The organism is Pseudomonas sp. GNP012 (assembly GCF_054343835.1).
Genome location: NZ_JBTGUU010000001.1, coordinates 6,042,630 through 6,061,556, shown reverse-complemented (window position 1 = coordinate 6,061,556; position 18,927 = coordinate 6,042,630). Strand labels below are relative to the sequence as shown.

Annotated in this window: 17 protein-coding genes; 5 read left to right on the top strand and 12 right to left on the bottom strand. The window is 60.2% G+C overall.

Going from position 1 to position 18,927, the window contains the following annotated elements; translation table 11 throughout:
* Positions 1-41 precede the first annotated feature (41 nt).
* The 9 genes from ACXX83_RS27355 to amaB form a co-directional block, all read right to left on the bottom strand.
* A complete protein-coding gene (locus ACXX83_RS27355; RefSeq protein WP_217837041.1) occupies positions 42-812 on the bottom strand; it encodes an SDR family oxidoreductase in 771 nt (256 codons plus the stop codon).
* A gap of 294 nt (positions 813-1,106) precedes the next feature.
* Positions 1,107-1,355, bottom strand: coding sequence for a hypothetical protein (locus ACXX83_RS27350; protein ID WP_083884527.1), 249 nt, complete (start codon positions 1,353-1,355; stop codon positions 1,107-1,109).
* A 292-nt stretch (positions 1,356-1,647) separates the two neighbouring features.
* A complete protein-coding gene (locus ACXX83_RS27345; RefSeq protein ID WP_007979701.1) occupies positions 1,648-2,364 on the bottom strand; it encodes an ABC transporter ATP-binding protein in 717 nt (238 codons plus the stop codon).
* Complete coding sequence (locus ACXX83_RS27340) at positions 2,361-3,233, bottom strand: ABC transporter ATP-binding protein (RefSeq protein ID WP_015093246.1); 873 nt, start codon at positions 3,231-3,233, stop codon at positions 2,361-2,363. Before ACXX83_RS27340 ends, ACXX83_RS27345 begins: the two co-directional genes overlap by 4 nt.
* The gene (gene livM / locus ACXX83_RS27335; protein ID WP_015093245.1) at positions 3,230-4,513 is read right to left on the bottom strand and encodes a high-affinity branched-chain amino acid ABC transporter permease LivM; all 1,284 of its coding nucleotides are present in this window, start codon (positions 4,511-4,513) and stop codon (positions 3,230-3,232) included. Before livM ends, ACXX83_RS27340 begins: the two co-directional genes overlap by 4 nt.
* Positions 4,514-4,516: 3 nt before the next feature.
* Positions 4,517-5,431, bottom strand: coding sequence for an ABC transporter permease subunit (locus tag ACXX83_RS27330; RefSeq protein ID WP_008048116.1), 915 nt, complete (start codon positions 5,429-5,431; stop codon positions 4,517-4,519).
* A 250-nt stretch (positions 5,432-5,681) separates the two neighbouring features.
* Positions 5,682-6,815, bottom strand: coding sequence for an ABC transporter substrate-binding protein (locus ACXX83_RS27325; protein WP_007979707.1), 1,134 nt, complete (start codon positions 6,813-6,815; stop codon positions 5,682-5,684).
* Between the two features lie 364 nt (positions 6,816-7,179).
* Positions 7,180-8,463: an L-pipecolate oxidase gene (gene amaA / locus ACXX83_RS27320; RefSeq protein ID WP_015093244.1), complete on the bottom strand. Its 1,284-nt coding sequence runs from the start codon at positions 8,461-8,463 to the stop codon at positions 7,180-7,182.
* A gap of 154 nt (positions 8,464-8,617) precedes the next feature.
* On the bottom strand, positions 8,618-10,108 hold the full coding sequence (gene amaB, locus ACXX83_RS27315) for an L-piperidine-6-carboxylate dehydrogenase (RefSeq protein ID WP_007973303.1): 1,491 nt from the start codon (positions 10,106-10,108) through the stop codon (positions 8,618-8,620).
* A 174-nt stretch (positions 10,109-10,282) separates the two neighbouring features.
* Between amaB and ACXX83_RS27310 the strand changes: the two genes are divergently transcribed.
* The 3 genes from ACXX83_RS27310 to nadE all read left to right on the top strand — a co-directional run bounded on the left by ACXX83_RS27310 (position 10,283) and on the right by nadE (position 13,445).
* A complete protein-coding gene (locus ACXX83_RS27310; protein WP_217837038.1) occupies positions 10,283-11,194 on the top strand; it encodes a LysR family transcriptional regulator in 912 nt (303 codons plus the stop codon).
* A 192-nt stretch (positions 11,195-11,386) separates the two neighbouring features.
* A complete protein-coding gene (gene pncB, locus ACXX83_RS27305) occupies positions 11,387-12,613 on the top strand; it encodes a nicotinate phosphoribosyltransferase (protein WP_458550086.1) in 1,227 nt (408 codons plus the stop codon).
* Positions 12,614-12,617: 4 nt separating this feature from the next.
* Positions 12,618-13,445, top strand: a complete 828-nt coding sequence (gene nadE / locus ACXX83_RS27300) for an NAD(+) synthase (RefSeq protein ID WP_407799674.1) — start codon at positions 12,618-12,620, stop codon at positions 13,443-13,445.
* 176 nt (positions 13,446-13,621) lie between these two features.
* On the opposite strand, the gene azu is transcribed toward nadE, so the two are convergent.
* A complete protein-coding gene (gene azu, locus ACXX83_RS27295) occupies positions 13,622-14,068 on the bottom strand; it encodes an azurin (protein ID WP_015093240.1) in 447 nt (148 codons plus the stop codon).
* A gap of 344 nt (positions 14,069-14,412) precedes the next feature.
* On the opposite strand from azu, the gene ACXX83_RS27290 reads away from it, so the two are divergent.
* Together ACXX83_RS27290 and ACXX83_RS27285 are read left to right on the top strand one after the other, a co-directional pair.
* The gene (locus ACXX83_RS27290; RefSeq protein ID WP_007973290.1) at positions 14,413-15,000 is read left to right on the top strand and encodes a cytokinin riboside 5'-monophosphate phosphoribohydrolase; all 588 of its coding nucleotides are present in this window, start codon (positions 14,413-14,415) and stop codon (positions 14,998-15,000) included.
* A gap of 68 nt (positions 15,001-15,068) precedes the next feature.
* The gene (locus tag ACXX83_RS27285; RefSeq protein ID WP_007973286.1) at positions 15,069-15,248 is read left to right on the top strand and encodes a hypothetical protein; all 180 of its coding nucleotides are present in this window, start codon (positions 15,069-15,071) and stop codon (positions 15,246-15,248) included.
* Positions 15,249-15,473: 225 nt separating this feature from the next.
* Here ACXX83_RS27285 and ACXX83_RS27280 read toward each other — a convergent pair whose 3' ends face one another.
* Together ACXX83_RS27280 and ACXX83_RS27275 are read right to left on the bottom strand one after the other, a co-directional pair.
* Entirely contained in the window at positions 15,474-16,364 is an 891-nt protein-coding gene (locus ACXX83_RS27280; protein WP_458550085.1) for a transglutaminase family protein, read from the bottom strand.
* On the bottom strand, positions 16,364-18,850 hold the full coding sequence (locus ACXX83_RS27275) for a circularly permuted type 2 ATP-grasp protein (protein ID WP_458550084.1): 2,487 nt from the start codon (positions 18,848-18,850) through the stop codon (positions 16,364-16,366). Before ACXX83_RS27275 ends, ACXX83_RS27280 begins: the two co-directional genes overlap by 1 nt.
* Positions 18,851-18,927: the final 77 nt, after the last annotated feature.

Here is an 18,927-nt window from a genome sequence, read left to right as displayed (position 1 = left end):
CTGTGGGAGCGGGCTTGCCCGCGATGAACGATGACTCGGTATTAAGCCTTGCCACCGCTTCGATCAATAGCAAACCCGGCCCAGGTCTGGCTCACTGGCATCAGCTCCAGGCTGTTGATGTTGATGTGCGCAGGCGCATTGAGCACCCAGAAAATAGTGTCGGCGATGTCCTGCGGCTGGATCGGCTCGGCGCCGGCGTAGGTGGCGTTGTAGCGCTCCTGGTCACCGGCAAAACGCACCAGCGAGAACTCGCTCTCGCACAGGCCCGGCTCGATGTTGCTGACCCGTACGCCAGTACCCTGCAGGTCGCAGCGCAGGTTCAGGGAGAACTGTTTGACGAACGCCTTGGTCGCGCCATACACATGGCTGCCCGGGTACGGGTAGTTGCCGGCGATGGACCCCAGATTGACGATGCCGGCGCCACGACCGTGGGCAATCAGGCGTGGCAACAGCAGACGGGTGCTGTACATCAGGCCTTTGACGTTGGTGTCGACCATGGTGTCCCAATCGTCCAGGTCGCACTTGGGTGCCGGATCGACGCCCAGGGCCAGCCCGGCGTTGTTGATCAACCCACGCAGCTTGGCAAAGGACGGCGGCAGATTGGCAATCGCTTCCTCCATGGCCTTGCGATCACGCACATCGAGCACCAGGCCGTGGACTTCGGTCTGCTTCGACAGCTCGGCGCACAGTGCATTGAGGCGCTCTTCACGACGGCCTGTCAGCACCAATTTCCAGCCAGCGTCGGCAAAACGACGGGCACAGGCTTCACCAAAACCGGAGGTCGCGCCGGTAATAAACAGGGTGTTGGACATCGTGTTCTCCTTGCTTCGGCTGATCGCCAGCCATTGGAATGGTAAATCAGCAGGCAGAATGCCCGGCCTTGCCCATAGCGGCAACCGCACTTTCTGTACAAAAAACGATCAATCCTCGCAATCCCTTGGCCAGCCTGGCTTGCAGCCATGTGCGCGCACGTTATCCACAGGCCGGTCCACAGTCTTTGGGGGCAAGTGGAAAAGCTGCAAGCCGCTGTCCACAAGGCTTTGCGCGGTTTTTTGAAACTTTTTTGCTTGACCCTCAATAGCCCGCCGTGTAGCCCCTGGGGATTTTCATGACTGACGGGTCAAACCAGCGATGGCGCCAAGCCAGTAACCACGGCCTTCAGCCGGGTCTTTCCAGAGTTTAATCACAGACTTATCCACAGGTTTGTCCACGCTGATTCCACCCACTTTCATCTCGAACAAAAAGGTTGACAAAGCGCTCTTCAAGTTGCGCAAAAACACTTGATCAAAAACTGAACACGCCTCTGCAGGCCACGGTTTAAAAGGCCTGCAGCCAGCTACTCCCACGTTATTCACAGCCGGCTCCACAGCAAACGGGGACAAGTCAAAACCGTGACAAAACAACTATTTGCAGCGGCTTTATGTCGCGCTTCGGGAGCTCTTGAATATTGTTTTCCACAATTTCCTGAATGCCGCCGCTGAACCTGTGGGAGCGAGCCTGCTCGCGAAAGCAGACTCACATTCAACATCCTCCTTGCCTGACACACCGCTTTCGCGAGCAGGCTCGCTCCCACAGGGTTTGTGGCGTTACAAGAATGAAAAAGCCCCGGCGATTGCGCGCCGGGGCTTGTGCATAACCCACTGAAACTCAGTGGCCGCCGAGGTAAGCGTTACGCACATCCTCGTTGACCAGCAGCTCCTTGCCGGTGCCGGTCATGCGGATTTCGCCGTTGACCATCACGTACGCCCGGTCCGACAACCGCAGGGCGTGGTTGGCGTTCTGTTCCACCAGGAAGATGGTCATGCCGGTCTTGGCCAGTTCTCGCAGGGTCGCGAAGATCTGTTTCACCACGATCGGCGCCAGCCCCAGGCTCGGCTCATCAAGCAGCAACAACTTGGGCCGGCTCATCAAGGCGCGAGCGATGGCAAGCATCTGCTGCTCGCCACCGGACATGGTCATCGCCCGCTGGGTACGCCGCTCTTCCAGTCGCGGGAACAGCTCGAACATGCGCTGCATGTCTTCCTTGGCGTACTTGTCACCGATAGGGATGGTACCCATCAGCAGGTTTTCTTCGACTGTCATGTCGGGGAACACCCGCCGCCCTTCCGGCGATTGCGCGATGCCGTTGGAGGCGATGTAGTGGGACGACTTGTGGGTAATGTCCACGCCCTGATAAAGGATCTGCCCATCGGCGGCCCGTGGCTGGCCGAAGATCGACATCAGCAGGGTTGACTTGCCGGCGCCGTTGGAGCCGATCAGGCTGACGGTCTCCCCTTCGTTGATGTGCAGCGAAACGCCTTTAAGGGCCTGGATCGGGCCGTAGAACACGTCCAGGTCCTTGAGTTCGAGGATGGGTTTGCTCATACCACCTCCTCTTCGTCGGCGCCCAGGTACGCGGCAATCACTTTCGGATCGTTGCGGATGTCATCGGGACCACCCTCGGCGATGACGACGCCGTGGTCCAGCACCACAATGTGGTCGGAAATGCTCATTACCATGCCCATGTCGTGTTCGATCAGCACCACGGTCAGATCGTGCTCATCGCGCAGCAGCCGGATCATCGCGCTTAGCGCTTCGGTTTCCTGAGGGTTGAGGCCGGCGGCCGGTTCGTCGAGGCAGATGATCTGCGGACGGGTGCACATGGCGCGGGCGATTTCCAGGCGGCGTTGCTGACCGTAGGACAGTTCACCGGCCAGGCGGTTGGCGCAGTCCACCAGGTCCACCACTTCCAGCCAGTAGAAGGCATGGTCCAGCGCATCGCTTTCGGCCTTGCGATAGCCCTTGGTGTTGAGAATGCCGGCCAGCATGTTGCGGTTGACCCACATGTGCTGGGCCACCAGCAGGTTTTCCAGCACCGACATTTCCTTGAACAGGCGAATGTTCTGGAACGTCCGCGCCAGGCCGGCACGGTTCACCAGGTGGGTACCGCCGAACATCTTGTAGCGCAGCCGGGTGATGAAGCTTTTTGGCGAAACGAAATCGGTCGGCTTGAACGATTCGCCCAGCAACTTGATGACGTTGGTCTGTTGCCCGCGCACGTTCAGTTCGATCTTGCCGCCGGAGGCCTTGTAGAACCCGGTCAGGCAGTTGAAGACCGTGGTCTTGCCGGCGCCGTTGGGGCCGATCAGGGCGAAGATCGAGTTGCGCTTGACCTTCAGGCTCACATCATTCAACGCCTTGATGCCGCCGAAGTGCATCATCAGCTTCTCTACGGAGAGTACGACTTCGCTCATGGCGCTACTCCTTTACGCGGCGTCACACCGGTACGGCTGATCCGAATCAGGCCGCGCGGTCGCCAGATCATCATCAACACCATCAGGATGCCGAACAGCAGCACGCGGTACTCGGCGAAGCCACGCAGCAGTTCCGGAGCGACGGTCAGCACGAAGGCTGCAATCACCACACCTATGGTCGAACCCATGCCGCCCAGTACCACGATGGCGAGGATCAACGCCGATTCGAAGAAGGTGAACGAGGTCGGGTTGACGAAGCCCTGGTAGGTGGCGAAGAACACCCCGGCCAGACCGGCCGTCGAGGCGCCGATGGTGAATGCCGAGAGCTTGACCAATACGTGGTTCAGGCCCATGGAGCGGCAGGCGATTTCGTCTTCACGCAGGGCTTCCCAGGCGCGGCCGACCGGCATCCGGGTCAGGCGATGCTTGATGTACAGCACAGCCAGTACCACCAGGAACAGCACCGCGTAGATGAAGTAGTACTTCACGTCGGGGTTGTAGGCGATGCCGAAGAACTCATGGAACGGCACACCGCCGTCCTTGGCTCGCTTGCCGAACTCCAGGCCGAAGAAAGTCGGCAGCGGTGCCGGCATGCCGTTCGGGCCGCCAGTGAGCGACAACCAGTTGTTGAGGACCAGGCGGATGATTTCACCGAAGCCCAGGGTCACGATCGCCAGGTAGTCGCCGTGCAGGCGCAGCACCGGGAAACCGAGGATGCAACCGGCCAGGCCGGCGATGATCGCCGCCAGCGGCAACACCGTCCAGAAGCCCAGGCCGAGGTATTGGTAACCGAGTGCCAGGCCGTAGGCGCCAATGGCGTAGAACGCCACGTAACCAAGGTCGAGCAGGCCGGCCAGGCCGACCACGATGTTCAGCCCCAGCCCCAGCAGTACGTAGATCAGCCCGAGGATGACCACGCCCAGCAGGTAGGAGTTGGAGAAAAACGGAAACACCACGGCAATCAAGATCACCAGCGGGATGATCCAGCGCAGCCGCGACTTGTAGTCAGGCGCCAGCACATGCACCCCGGAGCCTGTCGTTTCAAAGCCTTCGAGGATTTTCAGGCCCTGGGCTGTCTGCAGGAACATGCTCAGGGCAAAACGTCCGGCCATGACGATCGCCACGATCCACGCCACCCGGGTGGTTTCCAGGTTGAAGCCATAGCCATCGAGAACGACACCGACAATCGGCCCGAACACAATCAGGGCAATGAGACCGGCAAGAATCGCGTCAACCAGGCTTTTTTTGATATCGATTGTTTTATGAGTGGTTGAAGACATCGCTTACACCTTCGACACAAGAGGACGGCCGAGCAGGCCTTGAGGCCGAAAGACCAGAACGAGGACCAACAGCGAGAAGCTGAAAACGTCTTTGTAGTCCGAGTTCACCAGGCCGGAAAACAGCGACTCGGAAATCCCGAGAATGATCCCGCCAAGCATCGCGCCGGGCAGTGAGCCAATCCCGCCGAGCACCGCGGCGGTGAACGCCTTGATCCCGATGATGAAGCCGGCATAGAAGTCGAATGTGCCGTAGTTCATGGTGATCAGCACGCCGGCCAGGGCCGCCATCGCTGCACCGATGATGAACACGTAGGAAATCACCCGATCGGTGTTGATCCCCAGGATCGAAGCCATCTTGCGGTCTTGCTGGGTTGCACGGCACATGCGACCGAGCTTGGTGTACTTGATGATGTAGGTAAGCGCGGCCATCCCGACAAACGCGGCGACCAGAATGAAGACCTTGGTGTAGGTCAACTGAACGAAACCGGTACCGATATCAACGCGCCAGGCACCCGAGAGCAAAGTCGGAACGCCTTGTTGCTTCGCGCCTTGGGAGATCTGTGCGTAGTTTTGCAGGATCAGGGAAATACCGATCGCACTGATCAGCGGTGCGAGTCGAGTGGAGTTGCGCAGGGGTTTGTAGGCGACACGCTCGATGACCCAGCCATACACCGCCGTGACGACGATGGTGAAGATCAGCGTGCCAAGCATCAGCAGCGGAAAGGATTCGATACCGAAGTAAGCCAGCAGAGCCAGACTGATTGCCGCGAGGTAAGCGGAAATCATGTAAACCTCGCCGTGGGCGAAGTTGATCATGCCGATGATGCCATAGACCATTGTGTAGCCGATGGCGATCAGGCCATAGACCGACCCGAGGGTCAGGCCGTTGACCAGTTGCTGCAGGAAAATACCATCCATAACGCAATCTCACGCAATGAGAACCTGCACATGTGGCTGTGCGGTTCTTCTAAGGAAAATACAGATATACGTCGGAGCAATGACAACCAAGATCAGGCTGGCCACCACCGCCCCCTGTAGGAGCGAGCTTGCTCGCGAAGAACCTGAGGACAACGCGTTGAACCAGCAAGCACGCGTTATCGTTGACGTTTTTCGCGAGCGTGCTCGCTCCTACAGGGAATCAGTGGGGTTCAGGTGATCGAGTCAGCCCTTACTTCTGTTTTTCCAGCTGGTGGTATTTGCCGTCCTTGTCCCACTGGTAAACCACGTAGTCGGAGACTTTCAGGTCGCCCTTGCTGTCCCAGGTCTTCTCGCCCATGACGGTCTTGACCGGGTTCTTCTTCAGCCATGCGGCCGCTTCTTCACCCTTGTTGGACTTGGCGCCGTTGAAGGCTGCTGCCAGGGCCTGGACCGAAGCGTAGGCGTACAGGGTGTAGCCTTCAGGCTCGGTACCGGCCTTGCGGAAGGCGTCTACCACGGTCTTGCTGTCTGGCAGCAGGCGTGGGTCGGCGCCAAAGGTCATCAGTACGCCGTCAACGAATTGCGGACCGCCAGCGGTGGTCACCAGTTCGTCGGTCACGATGCCGTCGTCGGACATGAACTTGACGTCCTTCAGGCCTTGTTCACGCAGTTGACGCACCAGAGGACCGGCTTCCGGGTGCAGGCCACCGAAGTAGACGACGTCAGCGCCAGCGCCGCGGATCTTGGTCACGATGGTGCTGAAGTCTTTCTCGCCACGAGTCAGGCCTTCATACAGCACAGGTTTCACACCACGCTTCTCAAGCTGAGCCTTGGTGGCATCCGCCAGGCCCTGACCGTAGGTGTCCTTGTCGTGCAGCACGACCACTTTCTTGCCCTTGAGCACGTCGACAATGTAGTCGCCGGCCACGATGCCTTGCTGGTCGTCACGCCCGCACATGCGGAACATGGCGCTCAGGCCGCGCTCGGTCACAGCCGGGTTGGTGGAGCCTGGAGTGATGGCGATGATGCCTGCTTCGTCGTAGATCTCGGAGGCCGGGATGGTCGACGAGGAGCAGAAGTGACCGACCACGCCGGCGACTTTCTGGTTGGTCAGGTCCTTGGCGACCGTCACAGCCTGTTTCGGTTCGCAGGCGTCATCGCCCTTGACCAGTACGATTTTTTCCCCGTTGACGCCGCCCGACGCGTTGACCGCATCGGCCGCCGCTTGTGCACCCTTCATGTACTGTTCGCCAAATGCCGCGTTGGCGCCTGTCATTGGTCCCGCTACGCCGATCTTGATGTCAGCCTGAGCAAACGCAGAAACACCCAGCGCAGTTGCCACTGCGAGGGCCAGAAAGCCTTTCTTGTAAAACGTCTGGGACATGAGGTGGTGCTCCATGGTTTTTTTTAATTGGCACTGCGACTTCACTGAATGCTCAGAGCAAGGGCCGTGCCATCGGTTTTTTATTCTGAAAAAAGTCGCTGCTTTCTTGTTATTTCGACTGTTTCGATCCCATTTTCATTGGGCGTGCAACCGTCTAAACCGCGGAAGGTAAAACCATTATTTTTTTGAGGCGCAACCCGCCCGCGCCATCATTGCAACCGCGGCTTTAAACGACGTGCAACCAGCCTGTAACAACGTGCGTCACCGAAGTGCACACTGCTGGTGCGAGACTGCTACAACCCGCACCACTACAGGCTAGCTGCAGATCGAAAAAGCGCCGCTTGCGCCCTGCAAAAATCAACATTCAGATCACGATCCGCAGGCACTGGCCTGCGTGATACAGCGAGAACCCCGCCTCGTACAGACAGCTGCGCAACCCCACCCCGGCCAATGGCTGCATGGGCGCGAAAGGAATCGGTAGCGCTTGAGGATTTCCGTTACACAGGTAATCGGCAAAGGCCTTGCCGACCACCGTTCCCGTGGTCACGCCCCGACCGTTGTAACCGGTGACTGCCACCAAACCGGGCGCTGGCTCGAACAGGCGCATCAGATGATCGGGGGTGAAGGCGATGCGGCCGGTCCAGGTGCACTCCCATTCCACCGGTTTGAGGTACGGGAAGTAGTGCTGCTGCACCCGGTCGGCCCAGGCCTTGAGGAACCAGGTCGGCTTCTGATTGCCATTACCCAGGCTGCCCAGCAGCAGGCGACCGTCTTTATCCCGGCGGATGCTGCTGAGCACCTGTCGGGTGTCCCAGGAACCCTGGCCACCGGGCAGAATTTGCCGGGCGGCTTCTTCGGTCAGCGGCACCGAGGCCACCTGATAGTAATAACCGGGGAAGAAATTGCGCCGCAGTTCCGTCCAGTCGCCTTCGGTGTAGGCATTGGAGGCAATCACCACTTTCTCGGCCATCACCGAACCCTGGGCGGTTTGCACCGACCAGCGCTGGCCCTGGCGTTCGAGCCGGGTGACCGGGGAATGATCGAACAATTGCCCGCCCAGGCCGATGGCCGCCTTGGCCAGCCCCGTGGTGTAAGCCATCGGGTTGAGCGTGCCGGCGCGGCGATCGAGCAATGCCGCGGCGATCTTTTTCGTGCCGGTGGCTTGCTCGCAGGCCTGACCGGTGAGCAGCTCTACCGGCGCACCGCGACGTTTCCATTGTTCTTCACGACTGCGCAAGTCGGCTTCGCCACGGGCGTTGTGCGCCATGTGCAGCGTGCCTTCGCGGCGCAACTGGCAATCGATGTTGTACTTGTCCACAAGGCTGAACACCAGGGATGGCGCCGCGCCCAGCATGCGGTTGAGCTGGCTGCCGACCTCAGTGCCGAACCCGGCTTCGATCTCGTCCGGGGGAATCCACATCCCGGCATTGACCAGCCCGACGTTGCGCCCCGAGCCACCATGGCCGGCACGATGGGCCTCCAGCACACAAACGGTCTTGCCTTGCTCCAGCAGATGCACCGCCGCCGACAAACCGGTAAACCCGGCGCCGATGACACAGACATCCACCGTGACCTCACCCTTGAGGGCCGAATTGTCCGGCCTCTGTGGCGTCAGTTTTTCCCACAGACACTCTTCGCGTAACGGCATTGCCAGACTCCAACAGAAACCTAACAAACACATTCATTCAATGTGGGAGCGGGCTTGCTCGCGAAAGCGTCGGCACATCCAGCATCAATGTGACTGATAAACCGCTTTCGCGAGCAAGCCCGCTCCCACAGGGGATCACTGTCCGACTCGAGAATCAGTCGAACGTGATGCCCTGCGCCAACGGCAACTCCAGCGAATAGTTCACGGTGTTGGTCTGGCGGCGCATGTAACCGCGCCATGCATCGGAGCCGGACTCACGACCGCCGCCGGTTTCTTTTTCGCCACCAAACGCGCCACCGATTTCCGCACCGCTCGGGCCGATGTTGACGTTGGCGATGCCGCAATCGCTGCCCACCGCCGACATGAACTGCTCGGCCTCACGCACATCGGTGGTGAAGATGCACGAGGACAGGCCTTGTGGCACGGCGTTGTTCAGGCGCAGCGCTTCCTGGAAGTCGGTGTAGCCGACCACGTACAGGATTGGTGCAAAGGTTTCGTGGCAGACCACATCGCTCTGCTCCGGCATTTCGACAATGGCTGGCGACACGTAGTAAGCGTTCGGGAACTGGTCTTCCAGCTGGCGCTTGCCGCCGAACACCTTGCCGCCTTCGCTCAACGCCTGCTCCAGCGCATCCTGCATGTTGTCGAAGCTTTGCTTGTCGATCAGCGGGCCGACCAGGTTGCCTTCCAGCGGATGGCCGATACGTACTTTCGAGTACGCGGCTTTCAGGCGGGTGACGATTTCTTCTTTCACCGATTCATGAGCGATCAGTCGACGCAAGGTGGTGCAGCGCTGACCGGCGGTGCCGACGGCACTGAACAGGATCGCGCGAACGGCCATGTCCAGGTCGGCGCTCGGGCCGAGGATCATTGCGTTGTTACCGCCCAGTTCGAGAATGCTGCGGGCAAAGCGCGCGGCCACTTTCGGTGCCACTTCGCGGCCCATGCGGGTGCTGCCGGTGGCGCTGATCAGGGCTACACGCGGGTCGTCCACCAAGGCTTCGCCGGCATCGCGACCACCGATCACTACCTGGCACAAATTCGCAGGCGCATCGCTGAAGTTCTTCACGACGCGGTCGAACAGCGCCTGACAGGCCAGCGCGGTGAGCGGGGTCTTTTCCGAGGGTTTCCACACCACAGGGTTGCCGCACACCAGTGCCAGCGTGGTGTTCCAGGCCCAGACCGCAACCGGGAAGTTGAAGGCGCTGATCACCCCGACAACGCCCAGCGGGTGCCAGGTTTCACGCATGTGGTGGCCAGGACGCTCGGAAGCGATGGTCAAACCGTACAGTTGACGGGACAGGCCGACGGCGAAGTCGCAGATGTCGATCATTTCCTGAACTTCACCCAGGCCTTCCTGGGTGATCTTGCCGGCTTCCCAGGACACCAGCTCGCCGAGGTCGGCCTTGTATTCGCGCAGCACTTCTCCGAATTGACGCACCAACTCACCACGGCGCGGTGCCGGAACCTTGCGCCACAGTTCGAACGCATGATCTGCGCGACTGATGTGCTGCTCGACTTCAGCCGCGCCTTCCCAGTTCACGGCGGCGATCCTGCTGCCATCGACCGGCGAATGCACCGGCACTTTGCCGTTCTGGTACAGGGCCGGGTTCACACCTAGACGATCAAGCAATGCGGCAACCATGGGTCACTCCTCAAGCAAAAGACAGAACACGTGCAGCCGGAAAATCACGGCTGATCAGACCTGTAGTTTTAGCTGCCCGGAGGTTACTCAACAAACGACCTTTAAGAGAGATATCATTCCGTTTATTCATGCTGTGCATTGCTGGCAATAAGAAACAAGAACCAAGGACCGCCCATGCTGAATAAACGCTACCTGCCATCGATCGCTGCGTTGCAGTGCTTCGAAGCCGTCACCCGGCACTTGAGCTTCACCCGGGCTGCCGAAGAACTGAACCTGACCCAGAGCGCCGTGAGCAAACAGGTCGCGCAACTCGAGGAACTGTTGCAACACCTGCTGTTCCGCCGTGTGCGCCGCCGCTTGCAGATGACGCCGGCCGGCGATCTGTACCTGGTCGAGGTGCGAAAAATCCTCACTCAGGTCGAGATGTCGACCCACTACCTGCGTTCCTACGGTGGCGAAACCGAAGTCCTGCGGGTTTCGACACCGCCCACCTTCGGCGCCCGCTGGCTGGTGCCGCGCCTCAAAGGCTGGCGTCTGCGCCATCCGTCGATCCATCTGGACCTGTGCAGCGAGCAGGAAGCCGACGACCTGCTGCAAGGTCGCAGCGACCTGGCGTTCTACTTCGGCCAGGGCTCGCGGCCCGGTACCGAATGCCTGAAGCTGTTCGGCGAAGAGCTGGTGCCAGTGTGTGCCCCGGGCAGCCTGCCGGACACGCCGTTCACCGACCCGACGCAACTGACCGACCTGGTCCTGCTGCAAAACGCCTCACGCCCCCAGGCCTGGCATGACTGGTTCGACCACCAGGGCTACCACACCGAGCACAGCTACCACGGCCCGCGTTTCGAAACTTTTTACATGTGCATCCGCGCCGCCCAGGTTGGCTGCGGCGTGGCGCTGCTACCGCGCTTTCTGGTGGAAGAGGAACTGGCCGACGGCAAGCTGGTCATTCCCTGGCAGCATGCAATGCCCAGCAGTGACGCCTATTACCTTGCGTACCCGGAACACTCGGCGGAAGTGCCCAAGGTGCGGGACTTTGTGAAATGGATGCTGGAGCAGATTGATAGCCCGGAGCTGTCGCAAATCTAGGGTTGCACGCCGTACCTGTGGGAGCGGGCTTGCCCGCGAAGAGGCCTGCACATTCAATATCAATGTTGACTGTACTTGCGCCTTCGCGGGCAAGCCCGCTCCCACAGGGATCTAAGGCGCTCTAAAAAATTGCTGGCAATCCCCATCACCGATATGCGCCACTAGCTCTATTGAATGTGGAGAACCCCCGTTATGAGCGAGAGTGTGTTTGCCGATCGCATCGTGCAGAACCTGCTCGACACCGACTTCTACAAGCTGACGATGATGCAGGCGGTGCTGCACAACTACCCCAACGTCGAAGTCGAATGGGAGTTTCGTTGCCGTAACGGCGAGGATTTGCGCCCGTACCTGGCGGAGATCCGTTTCCAGATCGAGCGTCTGGCCGAACTGAGCCTGAGCGCCGATCAATTGAGCTTTCTGGAACGCATCAGCTTCCTGAAGCCGGATTTCCTGCGCTTTCTCGGCTTGTTTCGCTTCAACCTGCGCTACCTCCACACCGGTATCGAAAACGGCGAGCTGGTCATCCGCCTGCGCGGCCCCTGGCTGCATGTGATCCTGTTCGAAGTGCCGCTGCTGGCGCTGGTCAGCGAGGTACGCAATCGCTATCGCTATCGCGAAGTCGTGCTGGAGCAGGCCCGCGAGCAGCTCTACCGCAAGTTCGACTGGCTGAGCGCCAACGCCAGCAGCGAGGAGTTGTCCGAATTGCAGGTGGCCGATTTCGGCACGCGCCGACGTTTTTCTTACCGCGTGCAGGAAGAAGTGGTGAATGTGCTCAAGCACGACTTCCCCGGACGCTTTGTCGGCACCAGCAACGTGCACCTGTCCCGGGAGCTGGACATGAAACCGCTGGGCACCATGGCCCACGAATGGATCATGGCGCACCAGCAGCTCGGCCCGCGGCTGATCGACAGCCAGATCGCCGCACTCGATTGCTGGGTCCGCGAATACCGTGGCCTGCTGGGGATTGCCCTGACCGACTGCATCACCATGGATGCCTTCCTCGGCGATTTCGATCTGTTTTTCGCCAAGCTTTTCGACGGTTTGCGCCACGATTCGGGCGATCCGGTAGTCTGGGCGGAAAAAGCCATCGCCCACTATCACAAGCTCGGTATCGACCCGATGAGCAAGACCCTGACCTTCTCCGACAGCCTGACCCTGCCCAGGGCCCTGGAGATATTCCGGGCGCTGCGCGGTCGGATCAATGTCAGCTTCGGCATCGGCACCAACCTGACCTGTGATATTCCGGGTGTCGAACCGATGAGCATCGTGCTTAAAATGGCCGCCTGCAACGGCCAGCCGGTGGCGAAGATCTCGGACGAGCCCGGCAAGACGCACTGCAAAGACCCGAATTTCGTCGCGTACTTGCGACACGTTTTCCAAGTACCTGCCGCCCTTTCAAGTACATCAAGCAAGGAGTGAATTCATGCAAGCCGTACAGCGTGAGATTGCTGAACAGCTCAAGGTCCAGCCGCCATTCGCCGACGAAGCCGCCCTTGAGGCCGAAGTCGCCCGGCGGGTGACTTTCATTCAGGACTGCCTGGCCAACTCCGGGCTCAAGACCCTGGTCCTGGGCATCAGTGGCGGTGTCGACTCCCTGACCGCCGGCCTGCTGGCCCAACGGGCCGTGCGTGAACTGCGCCAGCGCAGCGGTGATGCCGCGTACAAATTCATTGCCGTGCGCCTGCCCTACGAAACCCAGTTCGATGAACACGACGCCCAGGCTTCGGTAGATTTCATCAAGCCGGACGAGCGTCACACCGTGAACATCGGTCCGGCGGTCAAGGCCCTGGCCAATGAAGTGGCGGCCTTCGAAGGCAAACATGCGGTGTCGGTGGACTTCGTGCTCGGCAACACCAAGGCGCGCATGCGCATGGTCGCCCAGTACACCATCGCCGGTGCGGCCCATGGCCTGGTGATCGGCACCGATCACGCGGCGGAAGCGGTGATGGGGTTCTTCACCAAGTTCGGTGACGGCGCCTGCGACCTGGCGCCACTGAGCGGCCTGGTGAAAAACCAGGTCCGCGCCATCGCCCGCAGCTTCGGCGCGCCGGAATCGCTGGTGGAAAAAGTCCCGACGGCGGACCTTGAAGACCTGTCGCCCGGCAAACCGGACGAAGCCTCCCACGGCGTGACCTATGCCGAGATCGACGCGTTCCTGCACGGCCATCCGGTGCGTGAGGAAGCGTTCAAGATCATTTGCGACACCTACAACAAGACCCATCACAAGCGTGTGATGCCATTTGCGCCTTGAAGCGTGAGTGAATGAAAAAGCCCGCTGAAGTGTTGAGCTTCATCGGGCTTTTTCTTTGGCCAAAACATATGTCGATGCTTCTGGCCCCTTCGCGGGCAAGCCCGCTCCCACATTTGATCGCGGTCTAAATGTGGGAGCGGGCTTGCTCGCGAAGAACGATGACGCGGTGTACCTGATTACTTCAGGGTCACGGTGCCTTTCATCATCGAGATGTGGCCCGGGAACGAGCAGAAGAACCCGTACTTTTCACCGGCCGCGAGCTTGGACACGTCGAAGGTCACCGAATCGGTTTCCTTGGCGCCGATGATCTTGGTGTGGGCGATCACACGGGCGTCACCTTCTTTCAGGTAGTTCTTGTCGATGCCGGCGCTCAGGCCATCGGTGGCGATCGGCTGCATGTCGGCTTCTTTACTCAGCACCCAGTTATGGCCCATGACGTTCTTCGGCAAGCTGCCGGAGTGCTTGAGTTCCACGGTAAACGTCTTGCAGCTCTTGTCGATTTCAATGGCCTTCGTGTCGAAAGACATCTGGTCGGTGGAGTCGACAGTGACTTTGCACTCGGCAGCCATCAATTGGCTGCTGGCCAGTGTCAACAGGGATACCGCAACAAGTTTGGCAAACATGGTGAATCTCCAAGGCAGGGTTAACGAAATCGCGAATAAACAGAAGACTGCCTGAAAACTTCGCAAGTTCATATGACTTGAATCAAAAATTGTATACAACTTTCGAGCTATGGCACCGATGCGAAATATCTAACGGCCAAGTGTCTGGCCCGGGCCTATCATCAGGCCGTCCCCCTTCAAATGGAATACCTGTCATGTCGATCAACAGCCTGTTGTGCAGTTTGCTGGCCGCCTACGCCTGCGGCGCCAGCGGTACGTACGAAACGCCAAAACACCAAGTCTAGCCCTTGGAGTGCCGCGCGCCTGCCTTTACTCTGTGGCCCTGATCGACCATGGAGCAAGGCATGTCTTTAACATCCGTTTGTGTATTTTGTGGCGCCAGCACCGGCACCCACCCGGCTTACCGCGAAGCAGCCGTGGCCCTTGGCCGGGCTCTGGCCGAACGCAAGCTGACCCTGGTGTATGGCGGTGGCGCCGTGGGGCTGATGGGCATCGTCGCTGATGCGGCCCTGGCGGCCGGCGGAGAAGTGATCGGCATCATCCCGCAAAGCCTCAAGGACAAGGAAATCGGCCACAGTGGCCTGACCCGCCTGGAAGTTGTCGATGGCATGCACGCGCGCAAGGCGCGGATGGCCGAACTCAGCGATGCCTTTATCGCGCTGCCCGGTGGCCTTGGCACCCTCGAAGAACTGTTCGAAGTCTGGACCTGGGGCCAGCTCGGCTACCACGGAAAACCGCTGGGATTGCTGGAAGTGAACGGTTTCTACAGCAAATTGACGTCTTTTCTTGATCACATCGTCGGCGAAGGCTTCGTTCGCGGCCAGCACCGTGACATGCTGCAAGTGAGCGAATCGCCGCAAAACCTGCTCGATGCTCTGGATGCCTGGCAACCGTCCGTAGCGCCAAAGTGGGCCGAGCAAAAACCCAGCTAACGGCTCGGCACCGATACAGGGCAGAATATGCGCCGCTCAACCTCACCTTCGACCCCAGAGGATCGCCCATGGCTAAACCTAATTATTCCTTCGCCAAACGTCAGAGAGACTTGGCCAAGGAGCAGAAGAAAGAGGAAAAGCTTCAGCGCAAGAAAGCTACAGCTGAAGAAGCGGCACTGAACCCTGAGGGTGAAGTGGCGGCAGAAGACGATGTTGATGCACCGAAAGACTCGGCGCCCGACGCCTGAGAACCTCCGGGCCGGTTGATCTGATCTGGCCCACCGGATCTGTGTAATGGATTGGCAGTTTCGCTGCCGATCCTCACAGGCCAATCGAATGACTCCCCACTCTCGAATCAAAATGCAGTTCCCTGTGGGAGCGGGCTTGCTCGCGAAAGCGGTTTCACATCCAAAAATGATGTTGCCTGATACTCCGTCTTCGCGAGCAAGCCCGCTCCCACATTTTGATCGTTGTTATTCCAGTGGCATCACGGTTACCCGAACTTCCGGGTCGTGGTTCCCTCCTCCCAGGATTACCCCCCGCAACGGCGACACATCGGAAAAATCCCGTCCCCAGGCCAGGGTGATGTGCTCCAGCGCCGGCTGCACATTGTTGGTCGGATCGAAATCCACCCACCCCGACACCGGACAAAACACCGAAACCCAGGCGTGGGACGCATCGGCGCCGATCAGCCGTGGCTGGCCCGGTGGTGGCTGGGTCAGCAGGTAACCACTGATGTAGCGCGCAGCCAATCCACGGGAGCGTACGCAAGCGAGCATCAGGTGAGCAAAGTCCTGACAGACCCCGCGTCGGCGCTCCAGCACTTCCACCAGCGGCGTCGCCACTTGGGTAGCTTCAGCATCGAAGGTGAATTCGCTGAAGATTTTCTCCATCAGCGCCTGCACGCCGAGCAACAACGGTCGACCGGGTGGAAAACAGCTTTGCGAGAACTCGACGAAGTTTTTCTTCAAATGCACATACGGCGATTCGAACCGGTATCGACAGGCTTCGAGCAATTCCGGCGACAACGGTTGGCTGCTGTAGGTCAGTGCGCTTCGTGTGTGTTCCCACGCCGCAGACCCACTGAAGTCCAGCACAGGTCGGGGCAACACTTCGATCGTGAGACTGGCGTTGACCAGCAACTCATCGTGGGGACGCTCGAACGCCAGCCGGGTCAGCGGATTGCCGAATACATCGAGCTCATCGCGACGCGAGGTTGGCTGCGGACTGATCTGCAATTGCCGGTCGGTGCAACGCTGCCAGGCACAAGGGCGCGGCCACAAATGCGCCAACTGCTGGGCCAGGGACACCGGGCTGTCGTAGTGATAATGGGTGTCGTGGAAAATCTGGTAACGGGCGCTCATCAGACAGACACCGTGCGCTGGCTGACATCGTCGACATGGGCGAAATGCCGCAGCGCCAGGCGATCGGAGACTTGCCCGCTGGCGTCGGCGATCTCCTGCAACAGTGCGGCCAGCCCTTCGATGGCGGCGCGAACACTGGCGTCGCCGAACAGCGGGTTTTCCAGGCAACCCAGATCGAATCGCGCCAGACGCTCGACCAATTGCGGCAGTACTGTTTCACGCGGTACGCCAAAGTCGTCGTTGAGACGCTTGAGGGTGCGTGTCACCAGTTTCAACTGGAACAACACGGCGTGAGGGTTCTGCTCGTCGAGCAACAACAGGTCGAGCACCGGGATCAACTGCGCGACCGCCAGATAGCGCGAGCGGTAGGTGATGCTGCTGTTGCCCAGTTCCAGCAACCATTCCAGCCCGGCCTGATCGAAGACCCCGGCGCCCCGCAGGAACGCCGCCAGACTGCCGCTGAGAAACTGCAAGCGTTCGATCCGCCGGCCAATCATCAGGAAACGCCAGCCTTCGTCCCGGGTCATGTCGTCCAGGGCAAAGCCGGACAGCGCCGCCAGGGACATCACCAGACGGTTGAGGAAATCCAGCAACTCGCCGAAATCCGGTTCTTCGGTTTCCAGCTCCATGGCTTCGCGCTGCAACTCCACCAGCGCCTGCCAGTTTTCCCGCGAGAGCTTGCCGCGCACTTGCGAAGCGGCCCACTGCAAGCGTTGCAGGTTGGAACGCAGGCTGAACGGCCAGTCGTCACCGAGCAATGCCGCCAACAGGCGTTCGGGTAATTCGCCCTCTTCGGGCAGCAGCATCAACCGTTCGCCGAGATCGACTGCGGCCTGCAAGGCTTGCGGGTCGTCGCCGTCGACATAGCGCGCGAGCATGATGCGCAGCAAACGGGCACTGTCGTCGCAACGTTCGCAGTAACGACCAAACCAGAACAGGTTTTCCACCACCCGCGATGGCAGATACGGATCGCGCCGCACCAGATCATGCACGCCGATGTTGCGCTGGGCCTTCCATTGCTCGCCACTGGGCGCTCGATCGCCCAACACCCAGGTGTCCTTGCTGGCGCCGCCGCGTTGCATCGACACCACTTCGGCATCGGCTTGCGCGGCGACCCGGGTCAAGCCACCGGGCAACACCCGATATCCCTCGCGGCTGGCCACCGCATACACGCGCATGCCGATGGCCCGGGGTTGCAGTTGACCGTCTTCGGCTTGCCAGATCGGCGCCTGGGACAGTTGCGCAAGTTCTTGCGCCACATAAGCATATGGCCGTGCCTGCATGCGCTCGGCGAGCTCCTGGCGCTGTTTTTCACTCAAGTCGCGGCCAAATACCGGTGCAAAGCTCTGGGACGGAAACGCCGGTTTGATCAGCAGCTCCGGCAGTTTTTCCAAAGCCTGGGCCAATACCGGCGCTTCGCCGCACCACCAGGTGGCGATGGACGGCAGGATCAGCTCTTCGCCGAACAGGAACTGATTGATCTTCGGCAGGAAACCCAGCAAGCCCGGCGATTCCAGCACACCACTGCCGAGCGCGTTGGCTACCAGCACCCGCCCCTGCCGCACCGCTTCCAGCAGGCCCGGCACACCGAGGGCCGAATCAGTGCGCAGTTCCAGCGGGTCGCAGAAGTCATCGTCGAGCCGACGCATGATCGCGTGCACCCGGCGCAGTCCACTCAGGGTCTTCAGGTAGACCGTGGCGTCGCGCACCGTCAGATCGCCGCCCTCCACCAGCGGATAACCGAGCTGACGCGCCAGGTACAGATGTTCGAAATAGCTTTCGTTAAACCGCCCGGGTGTCAGCAGCACCACCAAGGGTGCGTCCTCGTCACTCGGGGCCTGACGCGCCAGTGTTTCCTGCAAGGTTCGGAAGAACCCGGCCAGGTGTTGCACCTTCAAATCACGGTACAACTCGGGAAAGGCCCGGGACACAATCGTGCGGTTTTCCAGCGCATACCCGGCACCCGAAGGCGCCTGGGTGCGGTCCGCCGTGACCCACCAGCGGCCATCGGGTGTGCGCGCCAGATCCACGGCATACAGATGCAGAAAGGCTCCGTCAGGCGGGTTGATCCCCTGACAGGGCCAAAGGAAGTTGTTGTGACCGAACACCAGTTCGGCGGGCAGCAGACCTTCGGCAATCAGCCGTTGCGGACCGTAAAGGTCAGCCAGCACGGCATTGAGCAAACGCGCCCGCTGCGCGATGCCGGCCGACAACTGTTGCCACTCATCGGCAGCGATGACGTGGGGTAGCAGGTCCAGCTCCCACGGCCGGTCAGCGCCCTTGGGGTCGGCATAGACGTTATAGGTAACGCCGTTTTCCTGGATTTGCCGGGTCAGCAGAGCCTGACGCTGCACCAGTTGCGCCGGCGTGCTGCGTTGCAACTGCTCGAACAGCCGGCGCCAGTGCGGGCGCACGGCGCCACTGTCGTCGAGCAGTTCGTGATAGGTGCCCGCCGTCAGCGGGTAGCGGTCTAGCAGGTCAGGCATGGAAAGCTCGGCAGACAGCAATGATCGGTCAGACTAGCGCATGCTCGTGACGCCCGGACATACGAAAAATCCGAGCG

Coding starts and splice junctions, on each gene's coding strand:
- ACXX83_RS27275 (WP_458550084.1), bottom strand. CDS start 18,850: ATGCCTGACCTGCTAGACCGCTACCCGCTGACGGCGGGCACCTATCAC.
- ACXX83_RS27330 (WP_008048116.1), bottom strand. CDS start 5,431: ATGGATGGTATTTTCCTGCAGCAACTGGTCAACGGCCTGACCCTCGGG.
- ACXX83_RS27340 (WP_015093246.1), bottom strand. CDS start 3,233: ATGAGCGAAGTCGTACTCTCCGTAGAGAAGCTGATGATGCACTTCGGC.
- nadE (WP_407799674.1), top strand. CDS start 12,618: ATGCAAGCCGTACAGCGTGAGATTGCTGAACAGCTCAAGGTCCAGCCG.
- ACXX83_RS27325 (WP_007979707.1), bottom strand. CDS start 6,815: ATGTCCCAGACGTTTTACAAGAAAGGCTTTCTGGCCCTCGCAGTGGCA.
- ACXX83_RS27310 (WP_217837038.1), top strand. CDS start 10,283: ATGCTGAATAAACGCTACCTGCCATCGATCGCTGCGTTGCAGTGCTTC.
- ACXX83_RS27285 (WP_007973286.1), top strand. CDS start 15,069: ATGGCTAAACCTAATTATTCCTTCGCCAAACGTCAGAGAGACTTGGCC.
- azu (WP_015093240.1), bottom strand. CDS start 14,068: ATGTTTGCCAAACTTGTTGCGGTATCCCTGTTGACACTGGCCAGCAGC.
- ACXX83_RS27290 (WP_007973290.1), top strand. CDS start 14,413: ATGTCTTTAACATCCGTTTGTGTATTTTGTGGCGCCAGCACCGGCACC.
- amaB (WP_007973303.1), bottom strand. CDS start 10,108: ATGGTTGCCGCATTGCTTGATCGTCTAGGTGTGAACCCGGCCCTGTAC.
- amaA (WP_015093244.1), bottom strand. CDS start 8,463: ATGCCGTTACGCGAAGAGTGTCTGTGGGAAAAACTGACGCCACAGAGG.
- ACXX83_RS27280 (WP_458550085.1), bottom strand. CDS start 16,364: ATGAGCGCCCGTTACCAGATTTTCCACGACACCCATTATCACTACGAC.
- pncB (WP_458550086.1), top strand. CDS start 11,387: ATGAGCGAGAGTGTGTTTGCCGATCGCATCGTGCAGAACCTGCTCGAC.
- livM (WP_015093245.1), bottom strand. CDS start 4,513: ATGTCTTCAACCACTCATAAAACAATCGATATCAAAAAAAGCCTGGTT.
- ACXX83_RS27345 (WP_007979701.1), bottom strand. CDS start 2,364: ATGAGCAAACCCATCCTCGAACTCAAGGACCTGGACGTGTTCTACGGC.
- ACXX83_RS27355 (WP_217837041.1), bottom strand. CDS start 812: ATGTCCAACACCCTGTTTATTACCGGCGCGACCTCCGGTTTTGGTGAA.